Annotated in this window: 20 protein-coding genes; 10 read left to right on the top strand and 10 right to left on the bottom strand. The window is 39.9% G+C overall.

What is annotated here, in order from left to right; translation table 11 throughout:
- Nucleotides 1-26: 26 nt before the first annotated feature.
- Nucleotides 27-551, top strand: a complete 525-nt coding sequence (locus NSMS1_RS19980; RefSeq protein WP_224086506.1) for a hypothetical protein — start codon at nucleotides 27-29, stop codon at nucleotides 549-551.
- Between the two features lie 52 nt (nucleotides 552-603).
- Here the strand turns inward: NSMS1_RS19980 and NSMS1_RS19975 are convergent, their stop codons facing one another.
- Nucleotides 604-1,056, bottom strand: coding sequence for a YlqD family protein (locus tag NSMS1_RS19975; protein ID WP_224086505.1), 453 nt, complete (start codon nucleotides 1,054-1,056; stop codon nucleotides 604-606).
- Between the two features lie 40 nt (nucleotides 1,057-1,096).
- A complete protein-coding gene (locus tag NSMS1_RS19970) occupies nucleotides 1,097-3,073 on the bottom strand; it encodes an AMP-dependent synthetase/ligase (RefSeq protein WP_224086504.1) in 1,977 nt (658 codons plus the stop codon).
- Between the two features lie 938 nt (nucleotides 3,074-4,011).
- Here NSMS1_RS19970 and NSMS1_RS19965 point away from each other — a divergent pair.
- A complete protein-coding gene (locus NSMS1_RS19965; protein WP_224086503.1) occupies nucleotides 4,012-4,263 on the top strand; it encodes a hypothetical protein in 252 nt (83 codons plus the stop codon).
- 12 nt (nucleotides 4,264-4,275) lie between these two features.
- On the opposite strand, the gene recQ is transcribed toward NSMS1_RS19965, so the two are convergent.
- Nucleotides 4,276-6,432, bottom strand: coding sequence for a DNA helicase RecQ (gene recQ / locus NSMS1_RS19960; protein ID WP_224086502.1), 2,157 nt, complete (start codon nucleotides 6,430-6,432; stop codon nucleotides 4,276-4,278).
- 623 nt (nucleotides 6,433-7,055) lie between these two features.
- Here recQ and NSMS1_RS19955 point away from each other — a divergent pair.
- Together NSMS1_RS19955 and NSMS1_RS19950 are read left to right on the top strand one after the other, a co-directional pair.
- Nucleotides 7,056-9,134 (top strand): DUF1565 domain-containing protein, encoded by a 2,079-nt coding sequence (locus tag NSMS1_RS19955; RefSeq protein ID WP_224086501.1) that lies wholly within the window; start codon nucleotides 7,056-7,058, stop codon nucleotides 9,132-9,134.
- A gap of 128 nt (nucleotides 9,135-9,262) precedes the next feature.
- Nucleotides 9,263-9,910 (top strand): hypothetical protein, encoded by a 648-nt coding sequence (locus NSMS1_RS19950; RefSeq protein WP_224086500.1) that lies wholly within the window; start codon nucleotides 9,263-9,265, stop codon nucleotides 9,908-9,910.
- A 35-nt stretch (nucleotides 9,911-9,945) separates the two neighbouring features.
- On the opposite strand, the gene NSMS1_RS19945 is transcribed toward NSMS1_RS19950, so the two are convergent.
- The gene (locus NSMS1_RS19945; RefSeq protein ID WP_224086499.1) at nucleotides 9,946-10,278 is read right to left on the bottom strand and encodes a hypothetical protein; all 333 of its coding nucleotides are present in this window, start codon (nucleotides 10,276-10,278) and stop codon (nucleotides 9,946-9,948) included.
- Nucleotides 10,278-10,664, bottom strand: coding sequence for a hypothetical protein (locus NSMS1_RS19940; protein ID WP_224086498.1), 387 nt, complete (start codon nucleotides 10,662-10,664; stop codon nucleotides 10,278-10,280). The genes NSMS1_RS19945 and NSMS1_RS19940 overlap by 1 nt, the downstream gene beginning before the upstream one ends.
- 210 nt (nucleotides 10,665-10,874) lie before the next feature.
- On the opposite strand from NSMS1_RS19940, the gene NSMS1_RS19935 reads away from it, so the two are divergent.
- Nucleotides 10,875-12,287, top strand: coding sequence for a DUF3370 domain-containing protein (locus NSMS1_RS19935; RefSeq protein ID WP_224086497.1), 1,413 nt, complete (start codon nucleotides 10,875-10,877; stop codon nucleotides 12,285-12,287).
- A 40-nt stretch (nucleotides 12,288-12,327) separates the two neighbouring features.
- Here NSMS1_RS19935 and NSMS1_RS19930 read toward each other — a convergent pair whose 3' ends face one another.
- Nucleotides 12,328-13,191, bottom strand: a complete 864-nt coding sequence (locus NSMS1_RS19930; RefSeq protein ID WP_224086496.1) for an Rpn family recombination-promoting nuclease/putative transposase — start codon at nucleotides 13,189-13,191, stop codon at nucleotides 12,328-12,330.
- 58 nt (nucleotides 13,192-13,249) lie between these two features.
- Nucleotides 13,250-13,555, bottom strand: coding sequence for a DUF4090 family protein (locus tag NSMS1_RS19925; protein WP_224086495.1), 306 nt, complete (start codon nucleotides 13,553-13,555; stop codon nucleotides 13,250-13,252).
- 1,239 nt (nucleotides 13,556-14,794) lie between these two features.
- On the opposite strand from NSMS1_RS19925, the gene NSMS1_RS19920 reads away from it, so the two are divergent.
- From NSMS1_RS19920 to NSMS1_RS19905, 4 genes are all read left to right on the top strand, one after another.
- A complete protein-coding gene (locus NSMS1_RS19920; RefSeq protein ID WP_224086494.1) occupies nucleotides 14,795-15,490 on the top strand; it encodes an acyltransferase in 696 nt (231 codons plus the stop codon).
- A gap of 316 nt (nucleotides 15,491-15,806) precedes the next feature.
- On the top strand, nucleotides 15,807-15,923 hold the full coding sequence (locus tag NSMS1_RS19915) for a photosystem II reaction center protein I (protein WP_082727331.1): 117 nt from the start codon (nucleotides 15,807-15,809) through the stop codon (nucleotides 15,921-15,923).
- A gap of 18 nt (nucleotides 15,924-15,941) precedes the next feature.
- Entirely contained in the window at nucleotides 15,942-16,082 is a 141-nt protein-coding gene (locus tag NSMS1_RS19910) for a hypothetical protein (protein ID WP_224086493.1), read from the top strand.
- 111 nt (nucleotides 16,083-16,193) lie between these two features.
- Nucleotides 16,194-18,734, top strand: a complete 2,541-nt coding sequence (locus tag NSMS1_RS19905) for a DUF3769 domain-containing protein (RefSeq protein WP_224086492.1) — start codon at nucleotides 16,194-16,196, stop codon at nucleotides 18,732-18,734.
- Between the two features lie 79 nt (nucleotides 18,735-18,813).
- Here the strand turns inward: NSMS1_RS19905 and NSMS1_RS19900 are convergent, their stop codons facing one another.
- Both NSMS1_RS19900 and NSMS1_RS19895 read right to left on the bottom strand, forming a co-directional pair.
- A complete protein-coding gene (locus NSMS1_RS19900) occupies nucleotides 18,814-20,310 on the bottom strand; it encodes an ATP-binding protein (protein WP_224086491.1) in 1,497 nt (498 codons plus the stop codon).
- A gap of 22 nt (nucleotides 20,311-20,332) precedes the next feature.
- Nucleotides 20,333-23,107, bottom strand: coding sequence for a PAS domain S-box protein (locus tag NSMS1_RS19895; RefSeq protein WP_224086490.1), 2,775 nt, complete (start codon nucleotides 23,105-23,107; stop codon nucleotides 20,333-20,335).
- Nucleotides 23,108-24,070: 963 nt separating this feature from the next.
- Here NSMS1_RS19895 and lpxD point away from each other — a divergent pair.
- Nucleotides 24,071-25,114 (top strand): UDP-3-O-(3-hydroxymyristoyl)glucosamine N-acyltransferase, encoded by a 1,044-nt coding sequence (gene lpxD, locus NSMS1_RS19890; RefSeq protein ID WP_224086489.1) that lies wholly within the window; start codon nucleotides 24,071-24,073, stop codon nucleotides 25,112-25,114.
- Nucleotides 25,115-25,226: 112 nt separating this feature from the next.
- Here the strand turns inward: lpxD and NSMS1_RS19885 are convergent, their stop codons facing one another.
- Nucleotides 25,227-25,829 (bottom strand): Maf family protein, encoded by a 603-nt coding sequence (locus tag NSMS1_RS19885; protein WP_224086488.1) that lies wholly within the window; start codon nucleotides 25,827-25,829, stop codon nucleotides 25,227-25,229.
- Between the last annotated feature and the right edge of the window lie 76 nt (nucleotides 25,830-25,905).

Below are 25,905 nucleotides of genomic sequence, written 5' to 3'. Positions count from 1 at the left end.
GTGTTGTTGCAATAATTGTTAATTCTATGTCAGGAAAATTGAAGTTGTTTTTAGTTTTGCTGCTTAGTCTTTTTGGCGCTGCGGGTGCTGGTGTTTATCTCCACCAGTTCCATCCTCCTACATTAGTTATAGATAACAGCAATAGCCAGCCACAGCAATTGGCTGTTGTGAAAAACTCTCAGGAAGTTTTGTATGATCCAGAACGGATTCAATATAAAAATATACCTTTAGAAAGTATCAATTCTCCACTTCAAGGTAGCGACCCGAAAACTTTGGCTTTAAATTTTTTAGATGACTTTACCACAGTTAGCGGTAAGCGTAAGGTAGTGGTAGCTTATCCCCAACAGAATCAAGCTTTGGTCACGGTGACGCAAATCCTAAAAAGCAAGGATACATCTGAGGAAATTAAATATCGGTTAGAAATGAACAGTTTTGGGCGATCGCTCTTTGCCAGTTCTCCCCCTATCTGGCAAATAGTTTGGGTTGGTTCCCAAATATCTTGTCGAAATGGCAACCAACCCTTAGATCATTTAAATCAACGTTGTGATTAGATGTATTAACAGTGTAGTGTGAGGAATTAAAAGTTAATACTCAGCGCAACGTTTAAATGTCGCCACGAATATCTTCCACAACACCATCGCGGATGACGATTTCTACCTGCATTTTGCTAATCAAGTTATCGCCCCGTTCGACGCGGAAAAAGCCTTCAAGTTGAAATTGATTGACTTCTTGATCCAACTCTAGTAATTGTACTTGCTGGAGGTTTTGCAGCATTTGATTTTTTTGTTCGAGAAATTCGCTTTTCTTTTGATTTACTTGTAGTTGGATGTTGTCGATTTGTTGCAGGGTTTGGGGGCCTGGTGGCTGAAGACTTTGCTTTTGAATGGCAGAAATTGCTCTTTGCCCTTCTAGGTCTAATTGTTGTAATTGTTGGTCAATTTGGTTAATTTGTGCTTGCAATTGCTGTTGCACTTCCTCTTTCCACAGGGGGGTAACGATAACTTTGACGTTAACGGCACGCTTCAAAAGCATTTGAGGGTTGGAGACATCTGTCATAAAAATTCGCGTTCACTCTAAATAGGTTGGTGTGGAATTATCAGGCAAACATGGCGTTGATAATATCGCGGTAGCGTTCTGTGACAACGTGTCGCCGCAGTTTCAGCGTTTGTGTCAATAAGCCGTTTTCAATGGAAAATGGCTCCAGAATTAGTTTAAACGGCCCAATGCGGTCATCTGGGCGATAACCTGGACGGTTCTGCACTTCCCGATTCAATTCTTGCCGGAATAAACCCTGGATTATTGTACTCTCCAGGTTTATTTTTTCACCGGACGCGGAGGTTAAATTATTGTTCTCAAGACTCAAGACGAGGTTTTGGCTTTCTGCCCACTTTTCTAAGGCTTCGATATTGGGGACAATTAAAGCGCCGAGGCTACGCTGGTCTTGTCCTACTAGCATTATCTGGTCGATGTAGGGCGATCGCAAACACGCATCCTCAATTGGTTGTGGTTCGATATTTTCCCCATTGGTCAAAACGATTGTATCTTTTGCCCTACCAGTCAGCACTAGTTCTTTATCTGGTGTTACCCAACCCAAATCACCGCTATCAAACCAACCTTGGGGGTCGATGGCTTTGGCTGTTGCTTCTGGGTTTTGGTAATAGCCTTGCATGATTTGTGGCCCTTTCAATAACACCAAGCCTCGTTGTCCAACGGGTAAAGGCTGGCGAGTCTCAGGGTCTACGATTTTAACTTCTGTTCCGGGAATTGGTTGTCCAGATGTGCCAATAAAATTCCGCCAAGGACGACGCACGTTAGTTACAGGTGATGTTTCTGTTAAACCATAACCTTGTAAAATCTGTACGCCAATAATTTCAAAAAATGTATCTATGTGTCTTGGTAGTGCGCCGCCACCGCTAATTACTTGTTTAAATCTTCCGCCTGTGGCTTCCCGCACTTTACCGTAAACTAATTTTTCGCCTAGTGCATGGAAGGGAAATAAAGTAGATGCTATTGCCTTAGCTGTTAATCTCTGGACAGATGAAGCGTGGAGATGGTCTAAACTTGTACCTTCAGCGATGCGTTTGGCTTGAATATATTTTTCACTCATGCCCAATAAGAACTTAATTAGGCGTTGCTTATTTGCTGGTTGTTCGCGGAACTGTTTCTGCACACCTTCATAAATTGATTCCCACAGACGCGGTACAGCAACCATGTAATTGGGTTTATATTGCTTCAGGTCGGCTTTAACCGAACGCAAGTTGGTATAAAATTGAGTGCAACCTTGAGATAATAAATAATACTCTACTGTCCGTTCGTAGCTGTGCCAGGTAGGTAGAATACTCAAAACAGTATCGCCTACATGTGGTTGTACTACTACACGGAAGTTTGTGACTTGGTGTAAGAGATTGCTGTAACTGAGCATTACACCTTTAGGTTTTCCTGTAGTTCCTGAAGTATAAATTAATGTTGCTAAATTCTCGCGTTTCTGTGGCGCTGGAACAAAAGTATGATTTTGTCCTAGTTCCATCAACTGAGGAAAGTTTAATACTTTGAGACTTGATTCTGTCGGTGGAGCTTCTTTGGTGAGTAGGACTACAAATTCAATTGGTAAATCTGGGAGTCTATCTTGTAGCTTATTAAATGTCTTCAAGTCTTCGACTACTAAGGCAGTACTACCACTATGACTAACAATATATAGTAATTCTTCCTTCTCGGCTTGGGAACTACGCACCGCATCAACTGCGCCAGCCGTCATAATCCCTTGGTCGGCAATGAACCAATTAGGACTATTATCGGCTATTAAGGAAATGCGATCGCCTCCTTTGACTCCCAATGCTTGCAAACCAGATGCAAATAGTTGTATCTTCTCGGCTAATTGCTGATAAGTAATTTCTACTGCTGGTTTAGCGTGGGGATTGTGTAAGGCGACAGTATCACCGAATCGTTTCGCTGCGATCGGCCAAATTTCTGGTAAAGATTCGATATTTGTATAATCTACTAAGCGTTGTATTTCTTTACTTTGTTCTTTTGTAATATCAGCTAGTAAAAAATCATCCTGTTGGCTGTTTGTCATCACAATTCCTTCAAATTGAACAATTTTCTTTTTCTTAATTGCATCTGCTATTACGTTAGAATATCGCTTTTCCTTATCTACACCACATTGGTATATACAGTTTCCTGACCTCCACGGTTATATTGATAAAAACTTATGCTAAAGTTAATTTATATAACTTAAACTTGATGGTTTGGGTTAATGAGTTACTGCATTCAATTAGCAGAAACCACAAGAGACCACCTGATTATGTAATGGCGGTGATTACCTATGGGTTTACTAGATGCTTTCCTACTAACGCTGATTAATGTTAGCGCTTGTTTGGCAATGCCGAAACTTCTCTCCTGGCTTCTTTCTCCTCCTAAAAGTAAATACAGAGTATCTCAGGGTTTAGCATCGTTACCAAGCAGTGTTGGAATTACCAGTTTTCCCTACTGTACTACTTATTCTTTAACCGGCAGCCAATACTGTAAGTTCAGTCCTCATTTCTGTGCTAAATGTTCTGCAAATTGATGATTTTTCAACTTGTAGTTTTTGTATACTTCAAGCTTGATTGTTCCTTACATCAATTCGATTAACTTTTGTCTTTCCTCTCTCCTATCAATATTTACGGGGAATTTAATTAGCTATAAGTTTACAGTTTCTAAAAGCTTTTGGTTGGATGTTTTTTATCTGATCGAAAGCTTTTTTTGATTATATTGGCAATTGTCTGACTCTAAAAACGCGATCGCTACTAGATATAATTGTTCCTTTAATATTAAGAGAACTTAACATAAAAAGGATTTCTGACTCTACCTTTTGGCATAGAAAACTAGAAAATTTTGCTTAACAAAAATACATATAGAATAATCTTATCCATTGCAAAAGAAATTCAAATTATCTAATGTAATCAATCAGACCAATAGTGTTTCACACTAGGTATAAGAACATAAAAAATTGTCAGGGTAGGTAGGTGTATTATGAGATTAATAGACAGCATCATTTTGACTCTAGTAAGCACTATTATCTGTATCGCTTTACCAAGGCTCTTATCTGTAATTTTTAATAAGAAAAAACCTCAAAGTGTTGCACCAAAATCAGCAGATTCTACTATTAACGACTATCTAGATACGTCACCTGAAAATGATAGTTGGGAAGTAGAAAGTAGAGAATTGGGGAATGAAGAAGATATAGTTTTAGCGTCTTCGGGTGTAGAACAAAAGAAAAAATAACTGTAATATAGATTACTTCTTATTTTGTCTTCGCCATTTTTCTCTCACTAGGCGAATTTGCTCAAAGGTATAGCCTTCACCCAACTGTTCTTTGATGGGTGTCAACGCAATATCACCCAGTACTTCTAAGACTTGCCAGATTTTTTGTTGATGTTCTAAAGGAACCAATATACTTAAGTCTACTGGTTGATTTTTTTCAATTAATTTTTCTAAATGAGTAGAAATTGTGGCGGGACTAAGTTTACGTTTACGGGCAATTTCGGCAATACTTAAGCCTTGTTGATGTAAATGCAATGTCTGTAATTCAGTATCCGAAACTATGCTTGCAGAAGGTGTGAGGTAAGCAGGTTTCTCTTGAGAGGATTTTTCTTGGCGATAGGCGCGAATTTCAGCGATAAATTTTTCACCATACTGGGCTAATTTGTGGCTACCAACGCCAGAAAGTTTGGAAAATTCCAGTAAATTTTGGGGTTGCGCCTGTACCATTAACTTTAAGGTGGAATCATGGAAGATAACGTATGGTGGTACAGACTGCTCATCGGCGAGTTGCTTACGTAGCGATCGCAATTTGTGCAACAATGCTTCTGCTTCTTCAAATTTGGGGCTTTCCTGTATTGCACTTACTTTCTGGACTACAGGAACAGACAGAAATACTTGGCGTTGTCGCCGCATCACTTCCCAACTGTGAGCGTTTAATTTGAGGACAGAATAACCATCGCTAGTTTGTTCGAGTAAACCTTGATGTAGAAGCGACCTTCCCAACATTCGCCACTCATCTAAACTCCTATCTTTACCTATGCCGTAAGTCGAAAGTTTATCGTGTTCGTATTGAATAATTTTGTCTTTTTTTGCCCCCCGCAACACATCAATTATATGTAGCATCCCAAATCTTTCTTTACACCGCGCCACACAAGAAAGGAACTTCATCGCTTCAATAGTCCAATCTTGCATCGGTTTGGGATAACGGCAATTATCACAGTTATCACAATTACCTGGAAATCTTTCGCCAAAATAACCCAGTTGAATTGTGCGGCGACAGTCTGTTCCTTCAGCGTAATCTATTACCTGTCGCAGTTGTTGTTTGGCAATCAACTGTTCTTGGGGGTCAGTTTTTTGGTCTATACTCCATTCAATAGTTTTAATATCACCAAAACTGAAAAACAGTGTACAGCGTGATGGTTCCCCATCTCTACCAGCCCTACCTGACTCCTGATAGTAACTTTCCAAATTGCGAGGAATATCAAAATGGACAACTAAGCGCACATCTGGCTTATTAATGCCCATACCAAAGGCAATTGTGGCGACAATTACCCGCACATCATCTCGAATAAATCGCGTTTGATTTTTACTCCGTTCATCATCAGGTAATCCCGCATGATAAGGTAAGGCAACAATCTTATCTTTTTGTAGTTTAAATGTTAGTTCTTCAACCTTTTTACGAGTTAAACAATAAATAATTGCTGAACCTTCAGTTTCTCGCAGTAACTCTAATACTTCAGCGTAAGCTTGTTTAGTTTTAGGACGAACTTCGTAATAAAGATTTTGGCGATTAAAACTAGCAAGGTGAATACTTGGTTGTTTTAACCCCAATTGTTGAATGATATCAGCACGAACCCGGTCTGTAGCTGTGGCGGTAAGGGCGAGGACGGGAATATTAGGGTAACGTTTGCGCAGAGATTTTAACTGACGATATTCTGGACGGAAATCATGTCCCCACTCAGAAACACAATGGGCTTCGTCAATTGCAAATATAGATATGCCAACTTTTTCATTAACTAAATCGAGAAATGGCAGAAACCTTTCACTCAGGAGGCGTTCCGGGGCGACGTAGAGTAATCTTACCCTACCATTGAGGATGGCTTCTTCCCGCGATCGCACCTGATAGGCATTCAAACTACTATTAAGAAAGGTTGCAGAGATATTATTATTACGCAGTGCTTCTACTTGGTCTTGCATCAAAGCAATTAAAGGTGATACCACCACTGTTAATCCCTGCTTGATCAGTGCAGGTAATTGAAAGCACAAAGACTTTCCCCCACCAGTCGGCATCACTACCATCAAATCTCGATTTTGTAAGGCATCTTCGATTACTTGGCGTTGTCCAGGGCGAAAGTTATCGTAACCGAAGTGATATTTTAGCGCCTGTTCGAGACTGGGATACTGAAGCATAGCGATCGCGTGTTTGCTGACGTTCTGCGTGAGTGTTTACGAGGATAACTGGATTGTAACAATCTCACGTCTAGAAGTCATAGTTTTTTCTGTGTCTGTGTGGTTTTTACCACAAAGGCAAAGTGCCACAAAGAACAATATTTTATTTCTAACTTATACTAATTCTCTATGAAATTACACCAAATAAATGATCTAGAGACATGGCTAGTCTCTACAGTGTAGAATATTTTGCTTATTTATTAAGAAATGTTATCAATAATTGAAATAATATATTCAAGGTTTTGAGAATATTTAGAAGAACTGCAATCGCAATATTAAAGTTTGTTATGTAATATTCAATAATTATCTCAATTAATTTGTATATTGAATAATTTTTTAGAGATAAAAGATTGTACGTCACATCACCCAAAACCCACATCAATCTACACCGTCTTATCATCAATTTCAGGAGAGAAAAATTTATGATTTAGCATTTAAAGTGCAACACTTATATGGTCATTTCTAGCGGCTGATACAAAATTTGTGATTTTTTTGCCAAAACGGGCGATATGGGAGTTTCGATTTGCTATAAGTAGTGTTGTCTTATGATGGACGTAATTTCCATAATTGCTGCTTAATCATTAATGGTGAACACTACGCCCGTTACCACAGTCTATGTTAATCCCGCAAGTGGGAATGATGCTAATACGGGTTCCAGCCAGAGTCCGTTCAAAACCCTCACTCGTGCTTTAAAAACAACTCCCCCAGCAATTATTTATTTAGCTGCGGGAACTTATAACGCTGCAAATCAAGAAGTGTTTCCCTTGGTTATCCCAGAAGGGGTAATAGTGGTAGGTAATGAAGCTAATAAAGGCGCAGGAATTTTAATTTCTGGGGGTGGCGAGTACCAAAGCCCCAGTTTTAGCGTGCAGAATGTCACGTTAGTTGTACTCAACAAAGCTAGTCTTAGGGGCGTGACTGTAACTAATCCTGTAGCTAAGGGTAGTGGTGTGTGGATTGAATCAACAGCCCCTACTATAGCTAACAATACTTTTACTAATTGTGGTCGAGAAGGTGTATTTACTAGCGGTACTGCCAAACCTGCGATTTTAGATAATGTGTTTGTGCAGAATGCAGCTAGTGGTTTATTTATGGCACGCAACAGTAAAGGGGAAGTGCTGCGGAATATTTTTCAGAAGAATCCTTTGGGGATAGCTATTAGTGATTTTGCTGCACCTTTAATTGCTAATAACAAGTTATCTGAAAATCGGACAGCGATCGCTCTCTCTCGCAATGCTCGTCCTGTATTACGGAATAATTTTATCTTCAAAAATACCCAAGGTGGCTTGTTGGTCAATGAAAGCGCCGTGCCTGATTTGGGTAACGCGCAAGATGCGGCTGGCAATATTTTTAGTAAAAATGGCGAGTTTGATATTCAAAATGCCACAACACAGCAATTAATTTCTGTAGGCAACCAATTAAACCCCACTCAAGTTAAGGGACAGGTGGACTTGCCGGCGGCGACGATAGAAAATCCTGTTGCTAACACTAATTTTGTTGATTTACCTGGGCATTGGGCAGCCGCTTTTGTGGAAGCATTAGTTAATAAGGGTTTCCTGAGTGGCTTTCCCGATGGCACATTCGCCCCTGATGCACCCATCACCCGCGCTCAATATGCGGCGGTAATTGCCAAGGCTTTTCAGTTACCTACAAATAATCAACCACCTAAATTCGCTGATCTTAAGCCAGATTTTTGGGCGGCAGCCGCCATTACCAAAGCAGCCCAAATGGGATTTATTAGCGGTTTTCCTGATGGGACGTTTCGCCCCGCGCAGAACTTAACCAAAGTTCAAGCCATAGTTTCGGTTGTCAATGGTTTAAAACTAAGCGGAGGTAGCCCGAATTTGTTGAGTGTATACCGCGATCGCGCCCAAATTCCCAGTTATGCCACAAATCCTCTTGCTATTGCGACGCAGCAGAGTTTGGTGGTGAACTATCCCCAAACAGATAGACTTGAACCACTACGGGATATTACTCGTGCTGAAATTGCAGCCTTAATTTATCAGGCTTTAGTGACAACTGGACAAGAAAAAGCGATCGCCTCACCATATATAGTCAGCGCCGAAGTTGATGTTCCTGCCTTCACTGATTTAGCAGGACATTGGGCAGAACCATTTATACGCGGTTTAGCCAGCATGGGGATCACTAATGGTTTTGCTGATGGTAGCTATCAACCTAATAAACCTATGACTCGCGCCCAATACGCAGCGATGGTGGCGGTAGCGTTTAACCCCCCCGCCAAACGCCCAGCCACGGATTTTGTAGACGTTCCCAAGGATTTCTGGGCATATAGGGCTTTACAAATTGCTGCTAGTGGGGGCTTTGTGAGTGGATTTAGCGATCGCACCTTTCGCCCCGATCAAAATGTCCAAAGGCTACAGGTCATCGTTTCTCTAGTCAACGGACTAGCCCTACCGACAGTTGATAGCAATAATGTACTCCCGTACACTGACAATAATAATATTCCTGAATATGCTAAAAAAGCTGTGGTAACAGCCACACAACAAAGAATTGTTGTCAACTATCCAGAGCCAAAACAGCTTGCGCCAACGAGGGAAGCCACAAGGGCCGAAGTAGCCGCAATGGTTTATCAAGCCTTAGCCGCCATCCAAAGAGCGCCAAGTATTAACTCACCCTATATTATTTCGACACTCAGCAATTGACCTAGTAAAATGAGAAACACTGCTTTTCAGGCGGGAAACTCTTGGTGATAAATCCTACAGCCAAAAACGCGCTAGGCTATATGCGATGGGTCGATGATTTTAACCTATTGCCAGCAGCCAAAGGTCTTATGTCAACATCAGTACCAAACACTTGTGCCAAACTGGCAAAAGCCCTACTAGTTCACTATAGTTTTGACCTCAGTGGTTACAATGCCGATGAGTTAGTTAACCGTTGGCAAAAGTATTATCCTAGCCACTGGCTGCATTTAGCTGTCATTGAAGCCCTATATCAAGGTCGCTACAAGGGTATTTCTGTGCAGCAAATCTTGGCGTTTTGGCAAAGGCGGGGTCAGGAGATATATCATTTCAACATGGAATTTGAACGTCTGATTTGTAGCAAATTCCCAGAAACCTTGACTGCAATGGCTGCACCAGCTTTGCCTCCTGTATCTAAGCCGATTGATGAAGAACCGGGGATCAATAATAATCAGTCTATACAATTGCTGAGTTTCCCACAACAGGAACCAATTAGCCCAGAAGAAGAACAGCCAGATGAAAAGGAGTTGGCGCTGGTAAGTGTGGCTGCTAGTGTTGAGGTCAGTTTAAAGCAGCATGAGAATTATGCAGAGCATCTATCACTAGACTCTGATCTATCAACAAAACTGTTACCTATATCAGTGACTCATCCGCCTATCGGCCAGTTTACCCCCCAAACAAGCGATCGCTCTGAGTCTTTCACCTCAAAACTCAAAGCGATATCTAACGAAAATTCTTAATATTAATCGATCCCCTACTATATTTATTTCTATTATTAATCGTACCGATGTTTTTTAGATTTAATTACTTCAATAACGTCATCATGACGTTGACCATCAATAATATCTTTTAAATGTATCTTACCATCTATATATTGAAGGTGAATCCGCCAGCCTGATAACTTATCAATATCAGCGCGGTAAATTGCCTGCTTAATCCCTTTAACTTTCCGAAGTCTTGTTTTAGGAAAACTCCTAGTTCTATGACACTCATTATCTTCTAGTTCAGCCAAAGCTTCTAAAAAATCAATTTTTAAATGATCAGGTAAGATATCCATAGCTTCATGGATCACACCATGTTCATCCAAAAGTGGTTTAATCCGTGGCATTAGTTAGAGCGAACCTCAAGTTCTTGATTTTGTGGACTAAAATCTTGGTAGAGAGATTCTGCTACTGAAGCGTAGGCTTTTGCCGCATCTTCAGTATGGACTACTCTAAATAAAGTAATTACCGTTGCATCAAATATTGGGTCATCGTCAATAGTAATTATTAATCTGATATCTTTATCAATAATCAAAGCATATAGAGAAGATTCATAATCTGCACTGAGTTTTATATCTTTTAATTTAAAAGCTTGATTTTCTAAAAAGTTTTTGTGTTTTGATAATAACTCTACATATCGATTTAATTTCTTAATTATTTTAAATTTATTTTTATTGTTAAAACTTTCTAAATCTTGCTCAAATTCTTTTGTTGACTCAATAAGTATTTCCATTTATCTAATTACAGGTATGAAACCCTAAACTAACTTCAAATTTAACTTATAAATGTAGAGAATTGAGTATTCTCATAGTGATGATTTAAGGCTAATTTATTTTATGAGTAAAATAGCGTTGGTCTACGACCGACCGGAGGTCATCGTCCTCAGAAATCATCATAACTGAAGGTGTAGTTAGTATAGGTGACTTTCCACACTGCATTTTCCATGCCAAATCAACTATCATCATCTTTATTTATATTTTTATTAGGACTCACCCTAACTCAAACCGTTGGTGGTACTCAGCAGCAAAATGATTCTGCATTAGCCCAAACACCACCCAAAACGGAACCCCAAATTATTGTTCAACCTGGAGAAATTAGGGCTTTACCAGGAAAGTTAGATAACATTCCCGTTTTTAACAGTAATAGCCCAGAATGGATTAAAACTGAGGGCATTTTACTTTCTACCTTCCCAACAAACGGTAAAAAAACACCAACAGCACACCTCAATTTTCCCTTTCAAGGTCGGTTTGATTTATTTGCCCACCACTACACCCACACCCCCAAAGATTTACAAACCTTATATCTGGGGGTAATTATCAATAACCCTGGAAAAAAACCAGTTACAGTTGAAGTGTTGCAAGGTGCTAGTTATTTGATGCAGGATGCACCCTTTGTCACCTTACCCCCTTATTTAGAAAACAATGATGGTAAAGTCTATTCCGGGCCAGGGGCGAGGGCTGTAGCTGATGTGCTGCGGGGTGTGCGACAAGCCGATTTTCCCGCCAAGTTAGTTATTCCCCCAGGACAAAGCCGGATGGTACTCAATCATCCCATTCCTGTACGCAATTTGGAAAAGCCTATCAATGGTCGCTCTAGTTTTCTGCGTTTGCGGAGTAGCGATAAAGTATATGCAGCCAGCCTAGCAATGTTTGCTAAGAAAAACGCTGATGGTTCTGACCGTGCGCCTACAATAGCTGAATGGCAAGCTTTACTCAACGATGGTAACTTTGCTGGGCCAAGGGATAAAACACCGACTCCACCGAATGCTACTGGTGGGGCTTTGATTTATGGGCGTGTAGCTGGTGTTTCGCAAGGTTCCCAATGGCAAGCCACCCTCACAGATAACCCTAAAACTACCACTCTCACAATACCACAAGCTGGCAAGGGTATTTCGTATCCGATAGTTACCTTACGGGGTGGTCGTTTAGGTACAGAACAAAACCAAACCGCCAAGATGCTAGTACGATACCCTGATACGGCATATGAAGCGCATGGTAATTATGGGGTGGAGTATAAACTCAGTTTGCCTTTAAAAAATAATACTAACCAAACTCAAAAAGTGACAGTAACTTTAGAAACTCCATTGAAGGAAGATAAGCTTTCTCAAGGTGGTGTGCGCTTCCGTAAACCGTCCCTAGACTTTCCCTTTTTCCGGGGTACAGTTAGACTACGTTACTTTGATGACCAAGGAAAAGAAAAAATTCGTTACGTGCATCTATGGCATAGAACAGGACAGGTGTTAGAACCGTTGGTACAGTTTGTCATGCCACCATCTACTAAGCGTAATTTGCAGGTAGATGTAATTTATCCACCAGATTCTACACCACCACAGGTTTTAACTGTCAGGACTTTGTAGATATTATAGGCGATCGCCTACTCTGGTCACAGACAGTAGGTTAATTAATTCGCGCTTGCAACCAAGCCTGTAACTCAGCCAAACTGGTAAAATCCAGCAATGCTTCACCCAATTCCTCCAGCCTTGACAATGGCAAACCCGCCACCGAAGAACGGACATCTTGGGGCAGTTCTCCCAACCGCTTAGTCAACAGTCGAATAATAAAATTAGCTGTTGCCTCTCTTCCTTCCTCTCTTCCTTCCTCTCTTCCTTCCTCTTTAATTTCTCGATAAATTCTCGTTTCCTTAAGTGTGATGTCCAACATTGACTCCACCTCCGCTCGACTCAGTTGCTCAAATCGATAACTTATGATTGTCGTGATGATTTCAATTATCGCACGACGTTCTGGTAAAGAAGCTTCTTGACTAGCTCTGGCTAATAAATACCGAGCTTGTGAGGGTGCTTGTTCTTCTTCTAAAGTAGCTAAAACCATCACCGCCACCCACAAGGGTAAGGCGCGAATGTCACCCAACTCATCCAAATATATCCGATGTACTTGGTTGCCGTTGAGTAGCGTTTGATGCGGGTAAATATTACCTTGTTCAATACTACGTGATGGATAAATGATTACAGCTTGCCAATCGCTAAATCTGTCACGGTTGCGGTAGAAATAGAGTGAAGATTCCGCAAATACTCTCTCATAGAGCTTTTCGTCTTTCTGAAACTGCACCTCACAGAAATACACAGTACCCGGACTTTCATTGTCTGGTGGTAAAAATACCCCATCAATTTCAAATTTCGGTTCCTTGACAGCTACCGAGTCAAATTTGTATCCACCCGCGTTTGCTGGAGGATCTGCTAAAAGTTCAAATAATAAAGCAGGAGATTGTTGGAATAGTTTATAAAAAATTGAATCCCGACGCATGAAGGATTATTAGTAGAATATAGCTCAATTGATGCGTAGGCTAGGCCTACGCACAAAATTATTTACCGCCGTAGAAAAAGGCAATCTCTTTTTCTTTCAGGGGTGCGAAGCCTGCTTCCTCTAGTAATTTATCGAGTTCTGGTTGAGGGATGTGTTTTGCGCCAATCCGCACAATGCGCGATCGCATAGTATTAGATACACCACTACGCTGTCTATTGGCTTCCAATGCCATGACTTTGGTATAAAGTTCTAGCTTTGCAGGGGGAATCGGTGTACCATCAAAATCGATGCCTTGAGCGATCGCTTCATCAATAGCATCAGCACCTTTAGTTTCAGAATTTACTACATTACCTTCAGCAGTCATGACAATATACTCATAATTTGGTGAGTATATTTTACCAGTCAACAGATATCTGTTGAAAATAGTTAGCAGTGATAGCTACAGAAATTATTCTGAGGATCTAATAGGGTTGGGTTTGATGTTCCTGAAGTAGCCTAGAAAACCTTGAAAAAATAATATATTGATTTATTTAGTTAAAAAGTAGACGCTTGATTTTTTGTTGAGAGTATAGGAGCGATCGCGTCATCAATGAAACACTTATACTAAAAGTAATACTGGGTGACAATTCATTTATAAATGTATAAAATTATTTGCATAAAATATTATTTTTGTTGTTGATTACACATTACATTTATCCGCTATCAACAATATTAAATAAACTACTTCTCAAGACTGAGATACGAAAAATAAAATGTGTTATGCTGGTGAGCAATTAATGTCAAATTACCTTCATGTGACTATAAGCATGATTGGGTTGGTTCGTAAATCATCAGTGTGCAACATGATGAGAGCAGCATACTCTAAAAATTCATTGTCGGAAAGTCGCCATAGCAATCGAGGAAGTGCTTACTTGTTTGCACCAATGGTAAATTTTAATGTAATGGCTGAAGTTGGAGATACTCCACCATAACTTGGTTGTATTGAATGGAAAATACCAAGTATCACTCAACATAAATTACACTTTTATTTGTGTAGAGGCAAATTCTTTGATGCGATGGGGATTAGCCTGTACAAGATGTAGTTTTGTTGATAGAAGCTTGTTAAATTTGGTTGTTTAAAAATAATTCGCTATCAAGCGTATACCAGACTAAACAGTAATACTGTGAGCTGTTGCTATTAGCTCACAATAGTTACATTTGTCTATCTTCAGCACCCAAATTCAAAATTAAATAGTCTCAGGTTAGACGCTGCAATTACTTCAGAGCTTCTGTATTAGCTAACTCAGTGGAAATGATACCTTGCCAAAATTGATAGGTGATTCCTATTAAGAGGTATCTTTACTAAAACATAGCTAACAAAATTGTCATGCAGAGAAACTGCATATTAATTTTGTCATTTGCCTGAAGTATTACAGATGCGATTAACCTAAATTCCAACTCGAAAAGATTTTTAAATATATCCAGAAACATGAGTATTTTTATATATCAATACCCATGAAACTTAATGCTGGATAAATATCAGGATGATTGGCACTACAAAATACACGATACATCTTCAAAGCGTCAGCAAAAGTTGTCATACCATTCATCAGATAGTTTAATTATGAATAATCAGAGATATTCTGCAAAAATTCAGAGATTTCAAGAACTTGCCCTAATTACCGTGTTTGGCAATATTCCCGCACTATTACTAGGGGCAAAGTTAAGAAATTTTATATATAAAACAATTTTTGCACACTTAGGTAACTCAGTATATATCCAACATGGAGTTGAATTTGTCAACGCTTGTAATATTGAAATTAGCGATGGTGTATATCTATTTAAGGATGTTCGTTTAGATGCCAAAGGACATCCAAATAATAAAATCTATTTAGCAGATGGAGTAGTGATTGAGCGCAATGTTGATATAGGTTGTTTGGAAAATACTCGTATTCACATTGATGAGGAAACCTTCATCGCAACCAATGTTTGTATTACTGGGCCTGGGGATATCAGAATTGGTAAGCGTTGTATGATTGCGGCTCATTCAGGTATATATGCAAACAATCACATTTTTATAGATCCTACGTTGCCAATTAAATATCAAGGTGTAACTTGCAAAGGCATTGTGATTGAAGATGATTGTTGGTTAGGACATGGAGTGACAGTAGTAGATGGCGTGACTATCGGTAAAGGCAGTGTCATTGGTGCAGGCGCAGTAGTTACTAAAGATATTCCGCCATTCTCTGTAGCTGTAGGTACACCTGCACGAGTCATCAAAAGCCGTATTGCTCAAAGTTTAGTCGCATCTGGGGATTAGGGGCTGGGGGAGACAAGGAAGCAGTGAACTATAACTAATGCTAATTTCTGGAAACTTCTGCCTGAAAAAAAACGTCACAGAATGAACTGGTCAACAACAATTGGGTCAGGGTCATCTACAAGATTTGTCAAAAAATGAGCATTAGTGAGGAAACCCAACTATCTCACAGCTAAAGCTGACGAAGTTGACAATAAGATAGTCTCAAACACTGCTATAGCCCTCTCAAAAAAGAACTAGATACAGGTAATATAAAGAAGCTACCTTTTCTGCATGGCAGATACTGAGAACGAAGCTCTACCCTTTGGAGATATCGCAGATGCTCACTTTAAAAATCGCTGTTTATATTGTTGTTGCTTTCTTTTTGGCGATCTTTGTCTTCGGATTTTTGTCTAATGACCCAGCTCGTAACCCCGGTCGTCGGGATTTAGAGTAAAAGCCAGACAATTTATCTGTGACTGCCGGAAGCCAGAAAACACCAAATTCCAAAAGCACTACTTGTAAAATCAGTCAACAGTCAACAGTCAACGGTTATCAGGCGTATAGTGGAAGATTGACAACCACCACTATCGTCAACCAGCAATTGGTGTACTAACTGATAACTGATTTTGCAGTGTAGTGTCTCCCTTCAGGGAGATTACTCAAGCAAAGGTGGATTCATTCCGGCTATTAATTGGCTATTTGTTAGGTTGATTGTGTCCGAAATATGCTTCATCCAGTTCTGCCGCCTGCACCGCCTCCCCTTGTTGAACCCCTACAACCTGCAAATTCCGCCCCATCTACTAGTGACAGTCAACTTCCTTCTTTTGGCGAGATTGATATCCCCAGCCAAAAAAAGCAAGGTATTAAATTGGCGCAGAAGCAGTTTCCAGACTCGACTGTAGAGAAAACAGAAGATTCTTCGCAGTTAGCAAATTCTATTAGTGATAAGACAGATAATTTAATTGCTACTCCTGTTTTAACTAAGCCTAGTACACCAGAAACTTTTACGTCAGAATTTTCTCCTATTAATGCTTCTAGTAGCGCTGTTAATTTAGGAAAACCCCAGGCAGTAGGATTATCAATTGAGAACGAAACAAACACTAATCCTCAAGTTTTCCCGACGGCGGTGACAGATACCGAAAATTTAGACTCTCAAAAAACATCAACTATCCCAGTTGCAACTCAGCAAGAGCAGAAAGACAAAGTTACTCTACAACAAGCTGGCATTAACATTAACATCTCTTCTGTATCGAGTAGTGACAAGGTAACTACTAATCAAAAAACTCAAAATCTGATTGAGTTTAGGTCACGTAACTCAGCAGAGAAGTTTTCAGTAACAATTAAACCATCATCTGTTACTGCACAGGCACAGTTACAAATACCAACTCAATCACAACCTACACCCAACAATACACCGCCAACCCAACCTCGAATTGTCGAAGTGACTTCAGATAGACAAGATTATGATGAGCAAAGACGCATCATCACTGCTGAAGGTAATGTCATAGTGCGATTTGATGGGGCGATACTTGATGCCGATCGCGTGCAAGTAAACTTGAATAATTTGATTGCGGCTGGGGATGGGAATGTAGTCTTAACTAGGGGCGACCAAATATTACGCGGACAACGCTTTACCTATAATTTAGTCCAAGACAATGGGGTATTAGAAAACGGTAGGGGCGAGATAAATATACCCACGGCCTCGCAAGATTTTGCTTTCTTACCTAGTGATGTGACAGCCGGTGGTGTACCACAGCAACTGCCAAGCGATAACATTCGTGCCAACCAACCACTTGGTAACGTCAGTAGTCCTGGTGGCATTAATGTTACAGTGGGAGGTACAAGCGGTGCGAGTAATCTTCCTCCCCCAAAAAGTGGGGGTGAGGTGAAGCGTGTCAGGTTTGAAGCTAGAGAAATTAATTTCTACCCCCGTGGTTGGCAAGCCCGAAATGTTCGCCTCACAAATGATCCATTTTCTCCTCCAGAACTGGAATTACGGGCAGATACAGTCACTTCAGTGCGGGAAGCACCCTTAGTTGATCGCGTAACCACACAAAGACAGCGCTTAGTATTTGACCAAGGCTTGACTTTACCTATTCCCGTAAATCAGCAGACAATTGATCGCAGAGAACGGGATACTTCACCGTTTATTGTCTCCCCTGGCTTCGACGATGATAAACGGGGTGGCTTTTATATTGAGCGCAGTTTTACACCCATTAGAACAGACAGTACTAATTTGCAGATTACACCCCAGTTTTATGTCCAGAGAGCCATAGAAGGGGGTGATGATGTATCAGCATTATTCGGTGTCAGGGGTAGATTAAATTCTGTGTTGAGTTCTCGTTCAGTGCTGCAAGGTAAAGCAGACCTCACTAGTTTTAATTTTGACGATGTAGAGGATAACCTAAAAGCAAGTTTGCGTTTACGCCAAGCTTTAGCCGATCGCAATCCGCATATAATTAACTGGGAATATAGCTACCGCGATCGTCTCTACAACGGAACCCTTGGCTATCAAACAGTCCAAAGCAGTTTGGGTGGTGTACTTATTTCCCCAAACATTCCTCTAGGAAATAGTGGCATTAATCTCAGCTATCAAGCAGGCGCACAATATATTAACGCCAATACCGACCGCCAAGACTTGCTAGACCCAATTCGCTCCAATGATCGAGTTTCCCTCGGTCGTTTCCAAGGTAGCGCCGCCCTGAGTAGGGGCTTCTTACTGTGGCAAGGTAAACCACTACCACCCACCGCCACACAAGGTTTGAGATACACACCCACACCTGTAGTTCCCTACTTACAGGCGTTTGCAGGTGTTACTGGTACTTCCAGTTACTACACCAGTGGCGATAACCAAAGCAGCCTTACTGGTACAGTTGGTTTAGTCGGTCAGTTTGGTCACTTTTCCCGCCCCTTCCTAGACTATACCGCTTTTAATGTTAGTTACTCTCAAGCTCTTACCAGTGGACTTTCACCCTTTTTATTCGACCGCTACGTAGATACCCAAGTATTAAGTGCTGGTATTTCACAACAAATTTACGGCCCTTTGCGTATAGGCTTTCAAACATCAATTAACTTAGATACTGGGGAAGAAAGCAGCACCGACTACCTGCTTGAATATAGCCGACGCACCTACGGTCTGACGCTACGCTACAACCCAGTACTAGGACTCGGTGCATTAAGCATCCGCATTAGTGACTTTAATTGGAATGGCGGCGCAGATCCATTTTCTGATGTTAGACCAGTTGTGGGTGGGGTGAGTCGGTAGTTTTGGAAAGATGAGGGAGTGGGGGGAGATGAGGGAGATGAGGAGAAAAAACAACTGTCAACTGTCAACTGCCTTTTGACTACTGACAATTTAAAGGCAACGTCACAGTAAATTTCGTCCCAACTCCTTCTTGAGATGTAAAAGAAATTTGCCCATTGTGAGCTTCAACACATCTTTTAACTATTACCAAACCTAGCCCAGTGCCTTGAATTGATTGGGAATTAGAAGCTCGATAAAATGATTCAAATAGATGGGCTTGGTCTGCTTCGGGAATGCCTATACCTTCATCTTGAATTTGAAAAATTGCTATGCCTTGAGTTTGATCGCAACTTAATTCAACCCTAATAGTTTCCTTGTGGGGTGAATATTTAATAGCGTTAGAAAGTAAGTTCACAAGTATATAATGTAATAACCGCTCATCCATGTAAGCATCTGTAGTGTCGCCGTAACAATTAAAAATAATTTCATGTCCGCTAATTTCTACAGTTGTGAAGTCTTCTATTAACTCTTGACAAAATTCTTTCAAATTCAATAATGTCGGCTGAGATTCAAGTCTTCCTGCTTCTGCTTTACCTATAAATAATACGTCTTCCATGAGTAACTTCATGGATTGCACTGCACCTTTAATTCTTCTAATATATGTATTTCTTTTGACTTCTGTTAAATTTTCTCCATGTAGTTCTATAAGTTCTATTGCTGTTTGAATCACACTTAGGGGATTGCGAAATTCGTGAGAAACAGTGGAAATAAATAGCGATTTGAGATTGTTGAGTTCGCGTTCTTTTTGCAGTGCTTGTTCTAAAAGTTCTGTTTGTCGCCGTTCGCTCAAATCCCAAAAAACAATTACTACCCCGTTAATTTGGTTAGGAACTGCCATGATTGGGGAAGCACTATCACCAATCGGTACTCTTTTACCATCTTTAGTAATTAAAGATGTGTATTCCTGCAAATAAACAACTTTTTGTTCTCTGAGAACTTTTGTGACTGGGTTTTCTATGGTCGTTTCTGTGACTTCATCAACAAGATGAAAAATTTGAGATATGTCACGTCCCATAGCATCTACTTGCGGCCAGCCAGTCAGCACTTCGGCGGCTGGGTTCATAAATGTAACGTTGCCAGTCTCATCAGTGGCAATCACAGCATCACTAATTGAGTTTAATAGTGTTGCTAACCGATCGCGATTTTCTCTAATGTCTCGCTCTAAACGATGTTTGAGTAAAGCAATTTCTACGGCAATACGTAAATCTTTGGAGGTGAATGGTTTGACAATATATCCAAATGGCTGTGTTAATTTCGCCCGTTGTAAAGTGTTGTCATCACCATAAGCAGTTAAGAAGATGACGGGAATATCTAAATGTTCCCGAATGTAACTAGCCGTTGTGATACCATCCATCTCGCCTTTGAGGATAATATCCATAAAAACTAAGTCTGGTTTAGTTTCTAATGCTTTAGCGATCGCTACTCTACCAGAGGAAGCTGTTCCTACAACAGTGTATCCTAATTGATTAAGTTGACTAGCAATAGTTCTAGCTACAATCACTTCATCTTCAACAACTAAAATCTTGACTTGCTCCATTGTTAATTTACGATTGCCCAAATTAATGCGGAAATTGAATCTTAAATGTAGTTCCTGGTTGCCTGACGACGCTTACAGTACCTTCTAGTTGCTCTGTTACTAGGTCATAAACTAGCGAAAGACCTAAAGAATCTGTATAACGCCAATCTAAATTATCTGGTAAACCGACACCATTATCTTGAATTGTCATCTCAATATTTTCATCTACCTTTTGTAAGTCAATTTTGATTTTGCCTTTTCGCTGGGGGAAAGCGTGTTTCAGGGAATTAGTTAGTAATTCATTGATAATTAAGCCACAGGCAATAGCTTGGTCAACATTCAAGGTAATTTGACTAATGTTAGTTTCTAAATTTATTCTGCCCTGTTCTACTTGATAGGACATCATAATGTTACTGGCTAAATTATTGATATACTCAGCAACATCTAGCTGCCCAATGTTAGGAGAAGTATATAAATTTTTGTGAATTAAAGAGATGGACTCAACACGATTTTGGCTTTCTCGGAGAGTTCTAATCAATTCTGGGTCTTTGAGTGTTTGAGAGTGGAGCAGTAATAGCCCAGAAACAATTTGTAAATTGTTTTTTACTCGATGGTGAACTTCTTTGAGTAAAACTTCTTTCTCTGCTAAAGCACTTCTTAATTTAACTTCTGCCTTTTGCCGTTCTGCTAATTCATTCTGGGCTTGTTGAAAGATACTCGATTGTTGAATGGCGATCGCAATTGGTACAGCTAATTGATCAAGCCAGTCTAATTCGTGGTCTTCCCAATCCCGTGGAGCGGAACATTGATGTGCTACTAATAAACCCCAAAGTTGCGGTACAGCATGAACTTCACTCACTTCTAACAAAATCGGTACAATCAGGTTAGCTTTAACTTGAAACTGTTCTAATAATTGTTGATGACAATCAGTTAGTCCGGCTGTATAGATGTTAGCGATCGCTCTTTTACGCCCTTGAAGATAATCGGCTCCATATCCTTGTTGAAAACAGGTATCCTCAATCTCTGCACCTAAAGCAATTCTCCAGCCAGGCTCTACCGATTCTGCGACAATTTTACCGCTCATATCTGAGGCAAACTGATAAACTAAAACCCGATCAACCCTAAGTAAGTCTTTGATTTCTTTGACTGTAGCATCAAGAATATCTTGCAAATTCAACGATTGACGAATCCTTTGAGCTACAGCACGCATTAACTGTTCTCGCTCTAACTGTGCCTTTAAAGCACGCTCTGTTTGCTTACGGGATGTGATTTCTTTGCCGATAGTAATAATTTGCCCAGTTGGCAGTTTGGAATTTGTCCAAGCAGTATCTATTACCTGTCCTTGTCGTGTGTGAGTTCTAAAATCGCTCCACACGCCTTCTGTATCCTGCATAAAATCAATCACGAGTTGACGGTCTTCCGGCTGAGGATATAACTGAGCAAAAATATCTAAGGTTTGATAATCTCGCAAACTCCAACCTAAAAGACGCTCTAATTCTTGATTGATCCATTGCACCTTTCCTTCGGGACTAATTAGGGCAATCATCAAAGGTATGCCTGTGAAAATATTTTCTAAGAGAGTATTTTGTTCTTGGAGTCTAGTTTCGGCATTTTTACGTTCTGTAATATCGTAGAGAGCAGTTAAAATGGCGTATTCATTATTGAAATTTAAGTATTGAATTGAAGCGATCGCCCAAAAGGAACTACCATCACTCCTTTTAAATTGAATATCATAATTTTGTAGCGCTCCATGTTGACTTAGAGCTACTAATACTTGTTGTTTATCTTCGGGATTTTGGTATAAATCAGTAATATTGAGATTAGCTAAATTTCTCGCAGATAATTGGAAGGTTTGCCAAAAATCCGAGTTTGTATATAAAATTAACCCATCATCAACGCGAGATATAAATAAGGGTACAGGAATTGACTCAAGAATTGTTCTCAATCTAGTTTCACTTTTTTGCAGATTTTTCTCTATCTGCATATGTTCTGTAATATCTACAGCATCTACTAAACAAGCTAATTGACCAGCATATTCTATATTATTTATCGCCACTTCTACATCTATAACTGTGCCATTTTTCAGGCGATGTTGACATTCTACAAGTAATGGAAAATCAAAGTTTGCTTGCTGTATCTCTCCTGTTAACGAAAACTCAGGCAAAAAAACTTGTGTCATCTGCATTTGCAGAAACTCTTGTTGCGAATAGCCATATTGAGTCACAGCAGCTTGATTTACATCCAAAATTTGCCATGTTTGCCGTTCACATATCCACATGGGACGAGAATTTTTTGCAAATAAAAGATGAGCATTCAAACTGTTCTCAGGACTACGTTGCTGTCGGTGTAACTCTAATTGTCTAACTACTTGACGTGCTAAGTGTTTTAGTATCCTTTGCTCCCTTGACGTTAAGCTACGGGGAATAAAATCCATGACAGATAAACAACCCAAGGCAAAACCATCGGCGTTAATTAAGGGAACTCCTGCATAGAAACGATAGTATGGTTGCGCTCTTACAAGGGGATTTTCGGCAAATCGCTCATCTTGCCAAGTATCAGGAATCATTAAGATGTCATTTTGCCAGATTGTATGGTTAGCAAAACAAATATCGCGTGTTATCTCTGATTCACTAATTCCTACTTTTGCTTTCAACCATTCTCTTTGTGAATCTAACAGACTGATGAAAGCAATTGGTGTATTGTAGGTATCAGCAGTCAAACTTACCAGTTCATCAAACACTTCCTCTGGTGGTGTATCTAACATGTGATATTGATATAGCGCTTCTAAACGTTGGCTTTCACTGTCAGGTAAAAACATTATTAAACGTTAAAAAAATAATATACTATCATCCTAACAAATCATCACAACCTTAAACTTATATGCCAAATACAGGTTTATTGATTTAAACTATTCGATTTTTACCTAAGCCAGCCAATTCGCCTGCATAAATGAAAATATAGTTTCATTCCTAAACAGTTTTCTTGAGTTTTAAATTATAGTTAATCAACTTTTCAATTAATATTCTTTCTCCTATCAAAATATTTTTTAGAATGAACTATCTTTTGAAAAGACCGATCATTAATCCTATTAAAAATTCTATTCAATAATACCAAAAAAGCTGCTAATAGTCATAGCAAATAACAATGTTAGTCTGAGTTTAAACAAATCATTTATATTTAAAATCACTATGGTTTATAGTTGCCATAGAATATAAGTTATACCTACCAGAAAGCTCATTCTATAACCCCATGAAATAAAAAATATAAAAAGCTCATGAAGTTTAAGTACCTATTTTGCTAATAGGTGAAAAATATATTTAGAGGTTATTTATAAAGTAGAAATAAAATTCTTGTAGGGTGTGTTAGGCGCAGACTTTGACTATAGGTTCTCATAAAAAATCTGATAGAAGCGCCTAACGCACCATCTGATCTAACGGTGCGTTAGGCTGAAGCCATAATGCACCCAACTTAAGATTTACTTTATAAATAGTCTCTGATAAACGCTCATATACAATAAAAAGAGGATAAAAAATTAAATTTTTATTAATGTGTGTAAAAAAGTTTACTATAATTTTTTGCATCTATACTTTGGTAGAAAAACATAATTGATTGGATTACCACTTGCAAGATTATCGCTTAACCTGCCCAATGCAGTGGCCCCTACGTCTATTTCAAAATCAAGTATGAATCCCAAAGATGCAAAGAACAGAAAAATGTGACCAATTGTGTTCTATGATGCTTCTCTATGCTTAAATCTTGGTAGAGCGGAACACACTTAAACATGAAGTTTAGCGAAATTCTTAATCAATTAAATGATAACATTGCTGACCATAGCCTGATTCAAAATCCAAATCAAGACCCGGAAATTACAGGGATGGCAGCTATTGATGAAGCTATCAGTGGGACTCTCAGTTATGTAGAAAACGAGAAATTTGCCTTCTTTATCAGCCAGACAAATGCTAGTGCTTTAATTTTGCCAATAAATGAAGCAATCCAAGCTCAAGTTCAAGAAGTAGGTCTGCCTTGGATTACGACACCAGACCCGAAATTACTGTTTGCTCAGGCGATCGCTTTATTCTACCAACCATATCGCCCCGCCCCAGAAATTCATCCCAGTGCTGTTATTCACCCTACCGCTAAAATTGGCAATGATGTTTACATTGGCCCCCATGCAGTAATTCAGCAAGGCGTAGAAATTGGTAATAATGCGATTATTCATCCCAATGTAGTCATTTATCCCGATGTCAAAATAGGCGATTGCACTACTTTACACGCCAACTGCACCATCCACGAACGCAGCCAAATAGGTGCAGATTGCGTCATTCATAGTGGTGCTGTCATCGGTGCAGAAGGTTTTGGTTTTGTTCCTACTCGTACTGGTTGGTACAAAGTTGAACAATCTGGCTACACTGTATTAGAGGATAAGGTAGAAGTAGGTTGTAATACAGCTATTGATCGTCCAGCTGTAGGAGAAACACGCATAGGAAGCAATACTATAATTGATAACTTAGTACAAATCGGTCACGGCTGTCAGATTGGGTCCGGTTGTGCGATCGCAGGTCAAGCTGGTATGGCTGGAGGGGTAAAATTAGGCAAGCGCGTCATCTTAGCCGGACAAACAGGAATCGCCAATAAAGCGAAAATTGGTGATGGTGCGATCGCTTCCGCACAAGCTGGTATCGCCAACGATGTTGCGCCAGGAGAGATTGTTTCCGGTTCTCCAGCTATGCCGCACAAACTCTATCTGAAAATAGCTGGTATTTATAGCCGCTTACCAGATATGTATCAAGCATTTAGGCAATCACAGCGTCAATCGAAAGAGTAAGTTAGAGAGTGCTGAGTGGGGAGTAGGGAGTAGGGAGTGGGAAGTGTTGAGTGAGTAAAGAAGTATTTCCTACCTTGTCCCTGCTTCCTGCCTTTTGACTATGGACTGTTGACTAATGACTAATTTTCCAAAAATCAGTGACATCATAATTTAATTCTTCTAGCATTTGCCGCAGCAAGGGTAAGCTCAACCCAATTACATTGCTGTGGCAACCTGCTATTTTTTCTATAAATAAACTACCGAAACCTTCTAAAGCAAACGCACCTGCACACTTGAGGGGTTCGCCTGTGGCGACATAGGCTTGAATGGTGCGATCGCTAATATTGGCAAAGTAAACTCTTGTAACTTGAGGCTTGACTATAGTCAGGTTTTGTACATTATCAATTAAAACATGACCAGTATAGAGGTCGCCAATATTACCGCGCATCATTTGCCAACGAGCGATCGCTTCATTAGCATCGGTTGGCTTACCATGAATCTTACCATCAATAGCTAATACCGAATCGCAACCCATCACCAAAGCTGAGGGAAACTGTGGTGCTACAGTCTCCGCCTTACATTTAGCGAGAATTTGCACCAACTGTTCAACTTCAGTCTCTTGGATTTGCGACTCATCAAAATCACTAGGGCTAACTATCGGTTCAATACCAACAGATTGCAGCAGACGACGACGTGCTGGAGAAGCAGAGGCTAGTACGAATTGCGGAGTTGTCATAAACAGTTGCACATTTTGCTTATACATCAACATAATTCGTAATTGATAATTCGTAATTCGTAGTTACAATCAGTGT

The organism is Nostoc sp. MS1, assembly GCF_019976755.1.
Taxonomy (GTDB): Bacteria; Cyanobacteriota; Cyanobacteriia; order Cyanobacteriales; family Nostocaceae; genus Trichormus.
The sequence above is the reverse complement of the archived record's forward strand: the minus strand, read 5'-3'. Positions and strand labels throughout refer to the sequence as shown.

Bases quoted from the DNA above. Each gene is read 5' to 3' on its own strand.
- NSMS1_RS19980 (WP_224086506.1), top strand. From the start codon at position 27: ATGTCAGGAAAATTGAAGTTGTTTTTAGTTTTGCTGCTTAGTCTTTTT.
- NSMS1_RS19975 (WP_224086505.1), bottom strand. From the start codon at position 1,056: ATGACAGATGTCTCCAACCCTCAAATGCTTTTGAAGCGTGCCGTTAAC.
- NSMS1_RS19970 (WP_224086504.1), bottom strand. From the start codon at position 3,073: ATGACAAACAGCCAACAGGATGATTTTTTACTAGCTGATATTACAAAA.
- NSMS1_RS19965 (WP_224086503.1), top strand. From the start codon at position 4,012: ATGAGATTAATAGACAGCATCATTTTGACTCTAGTAAGCACTATTATC.
- recQ (WP_224086502.1), bottom strand. From the start codon at position 6,432: ATGCTTCAGTATCCCAGTCTCGAACAGGCGCTAAAATATCACTTCGGT.
- NSMS1_RS19955 (WP_224086501.1), top strand. From the start codon at position 7,056: ATGGTGAACACTACGCCCGTTACCACAGTCTATGTTAATCCCGCAAGT.
- NSMS1_RS19950 (WP_224086500.1), top strand. From the start codon at position 9,263: ATGTCAACATCAGTACCAAACACTTGTGCCAAACTGGCAAAAGCCCTA.
- NSMS1_RS19945 (WP_224086499.1), bottom strand. From the start codon at position 10,278: ATGCCACGGATTAAACCACTTTTGGATGAACATGGTGTGATCCATGAA.
- NSMS1_RS19940 (WP_224086498.1), bottom strand. From the start codon at position 10,664: ATGGAAATACTTATTGAGTCAACAAAAGAATTTGAGCAAGATTTAGAA.
- NSMS1_RS19935 (WP_224086497.1), top strand. From the start codon at position 10,875: ATGCCAAATCAACTATCATCATCTTTATTTATATTTTTATTAGGACTC.
- NSMS1_RS19930 (WP_224086496.1), bottom strand. From the start codon at position 13,191: ATGCGTCGGGATTCAATTTTTTATAAACTATTCCAACAATCTCCTGCT.
- NSMS1_RS19925 (WP_224086495.1), bottom strand. From the start codon at position 13,555: ATGACTGCTGAAGGTAATGTAGTAAATTCTGAAACTAAAGGTGCTGAT.
- NSMS1_RS19920 (WP_224086494.1), top strand. From the start codon at position 14,795: ATGAATAATCAGAGATATTCTGCAAAAATTCAGAGATTTCAAGAACTT.
- NSMS1_RS19915 (WP_082727331.1), top strand. From the start codon at position 15,807: ATGCTCACTTTAAAAATCGCTGTTTATATTGTTGTTGCTTTCTTTTTG.
- NSMS1_RS19905 (WP_224086492.1), top strand. From the start codon at position 16,194: ATGCTTCATCCAGTTCTGCCGCCTGCACCGCCTCCCCTTGTTGAACCC.
- NSMS1_RS19900 (WP_224086491.1), bottom strand. From the start codon at position 20,310: ATGGAGCAAGTCAAGATTTTAGTTGTTGAAGATGAAGTGATTGTAGCT.
- NSMS1_RS19895 (WP_224086490.1), bottom strand. From the start codon at position 23,107: ATGTTTTTACCTGACAGTGAAAGCCAACGTTTAGAAGCGCTATATCAA.
- lpxD (WP_224086489.1), top strand. From the start codon at position 24,071: ATGAAGTTTAGCGAAATTCTTAATCAATTAAATGATAACATTGCTGAC.
- NSMS1_RS19885 (WP_224086488.1), bottom strand. From the start codon at position 25,829: ATGACAACTCCGCAATTCGTACTAGCCTCTGCTTCTCCAGCACGTCGT.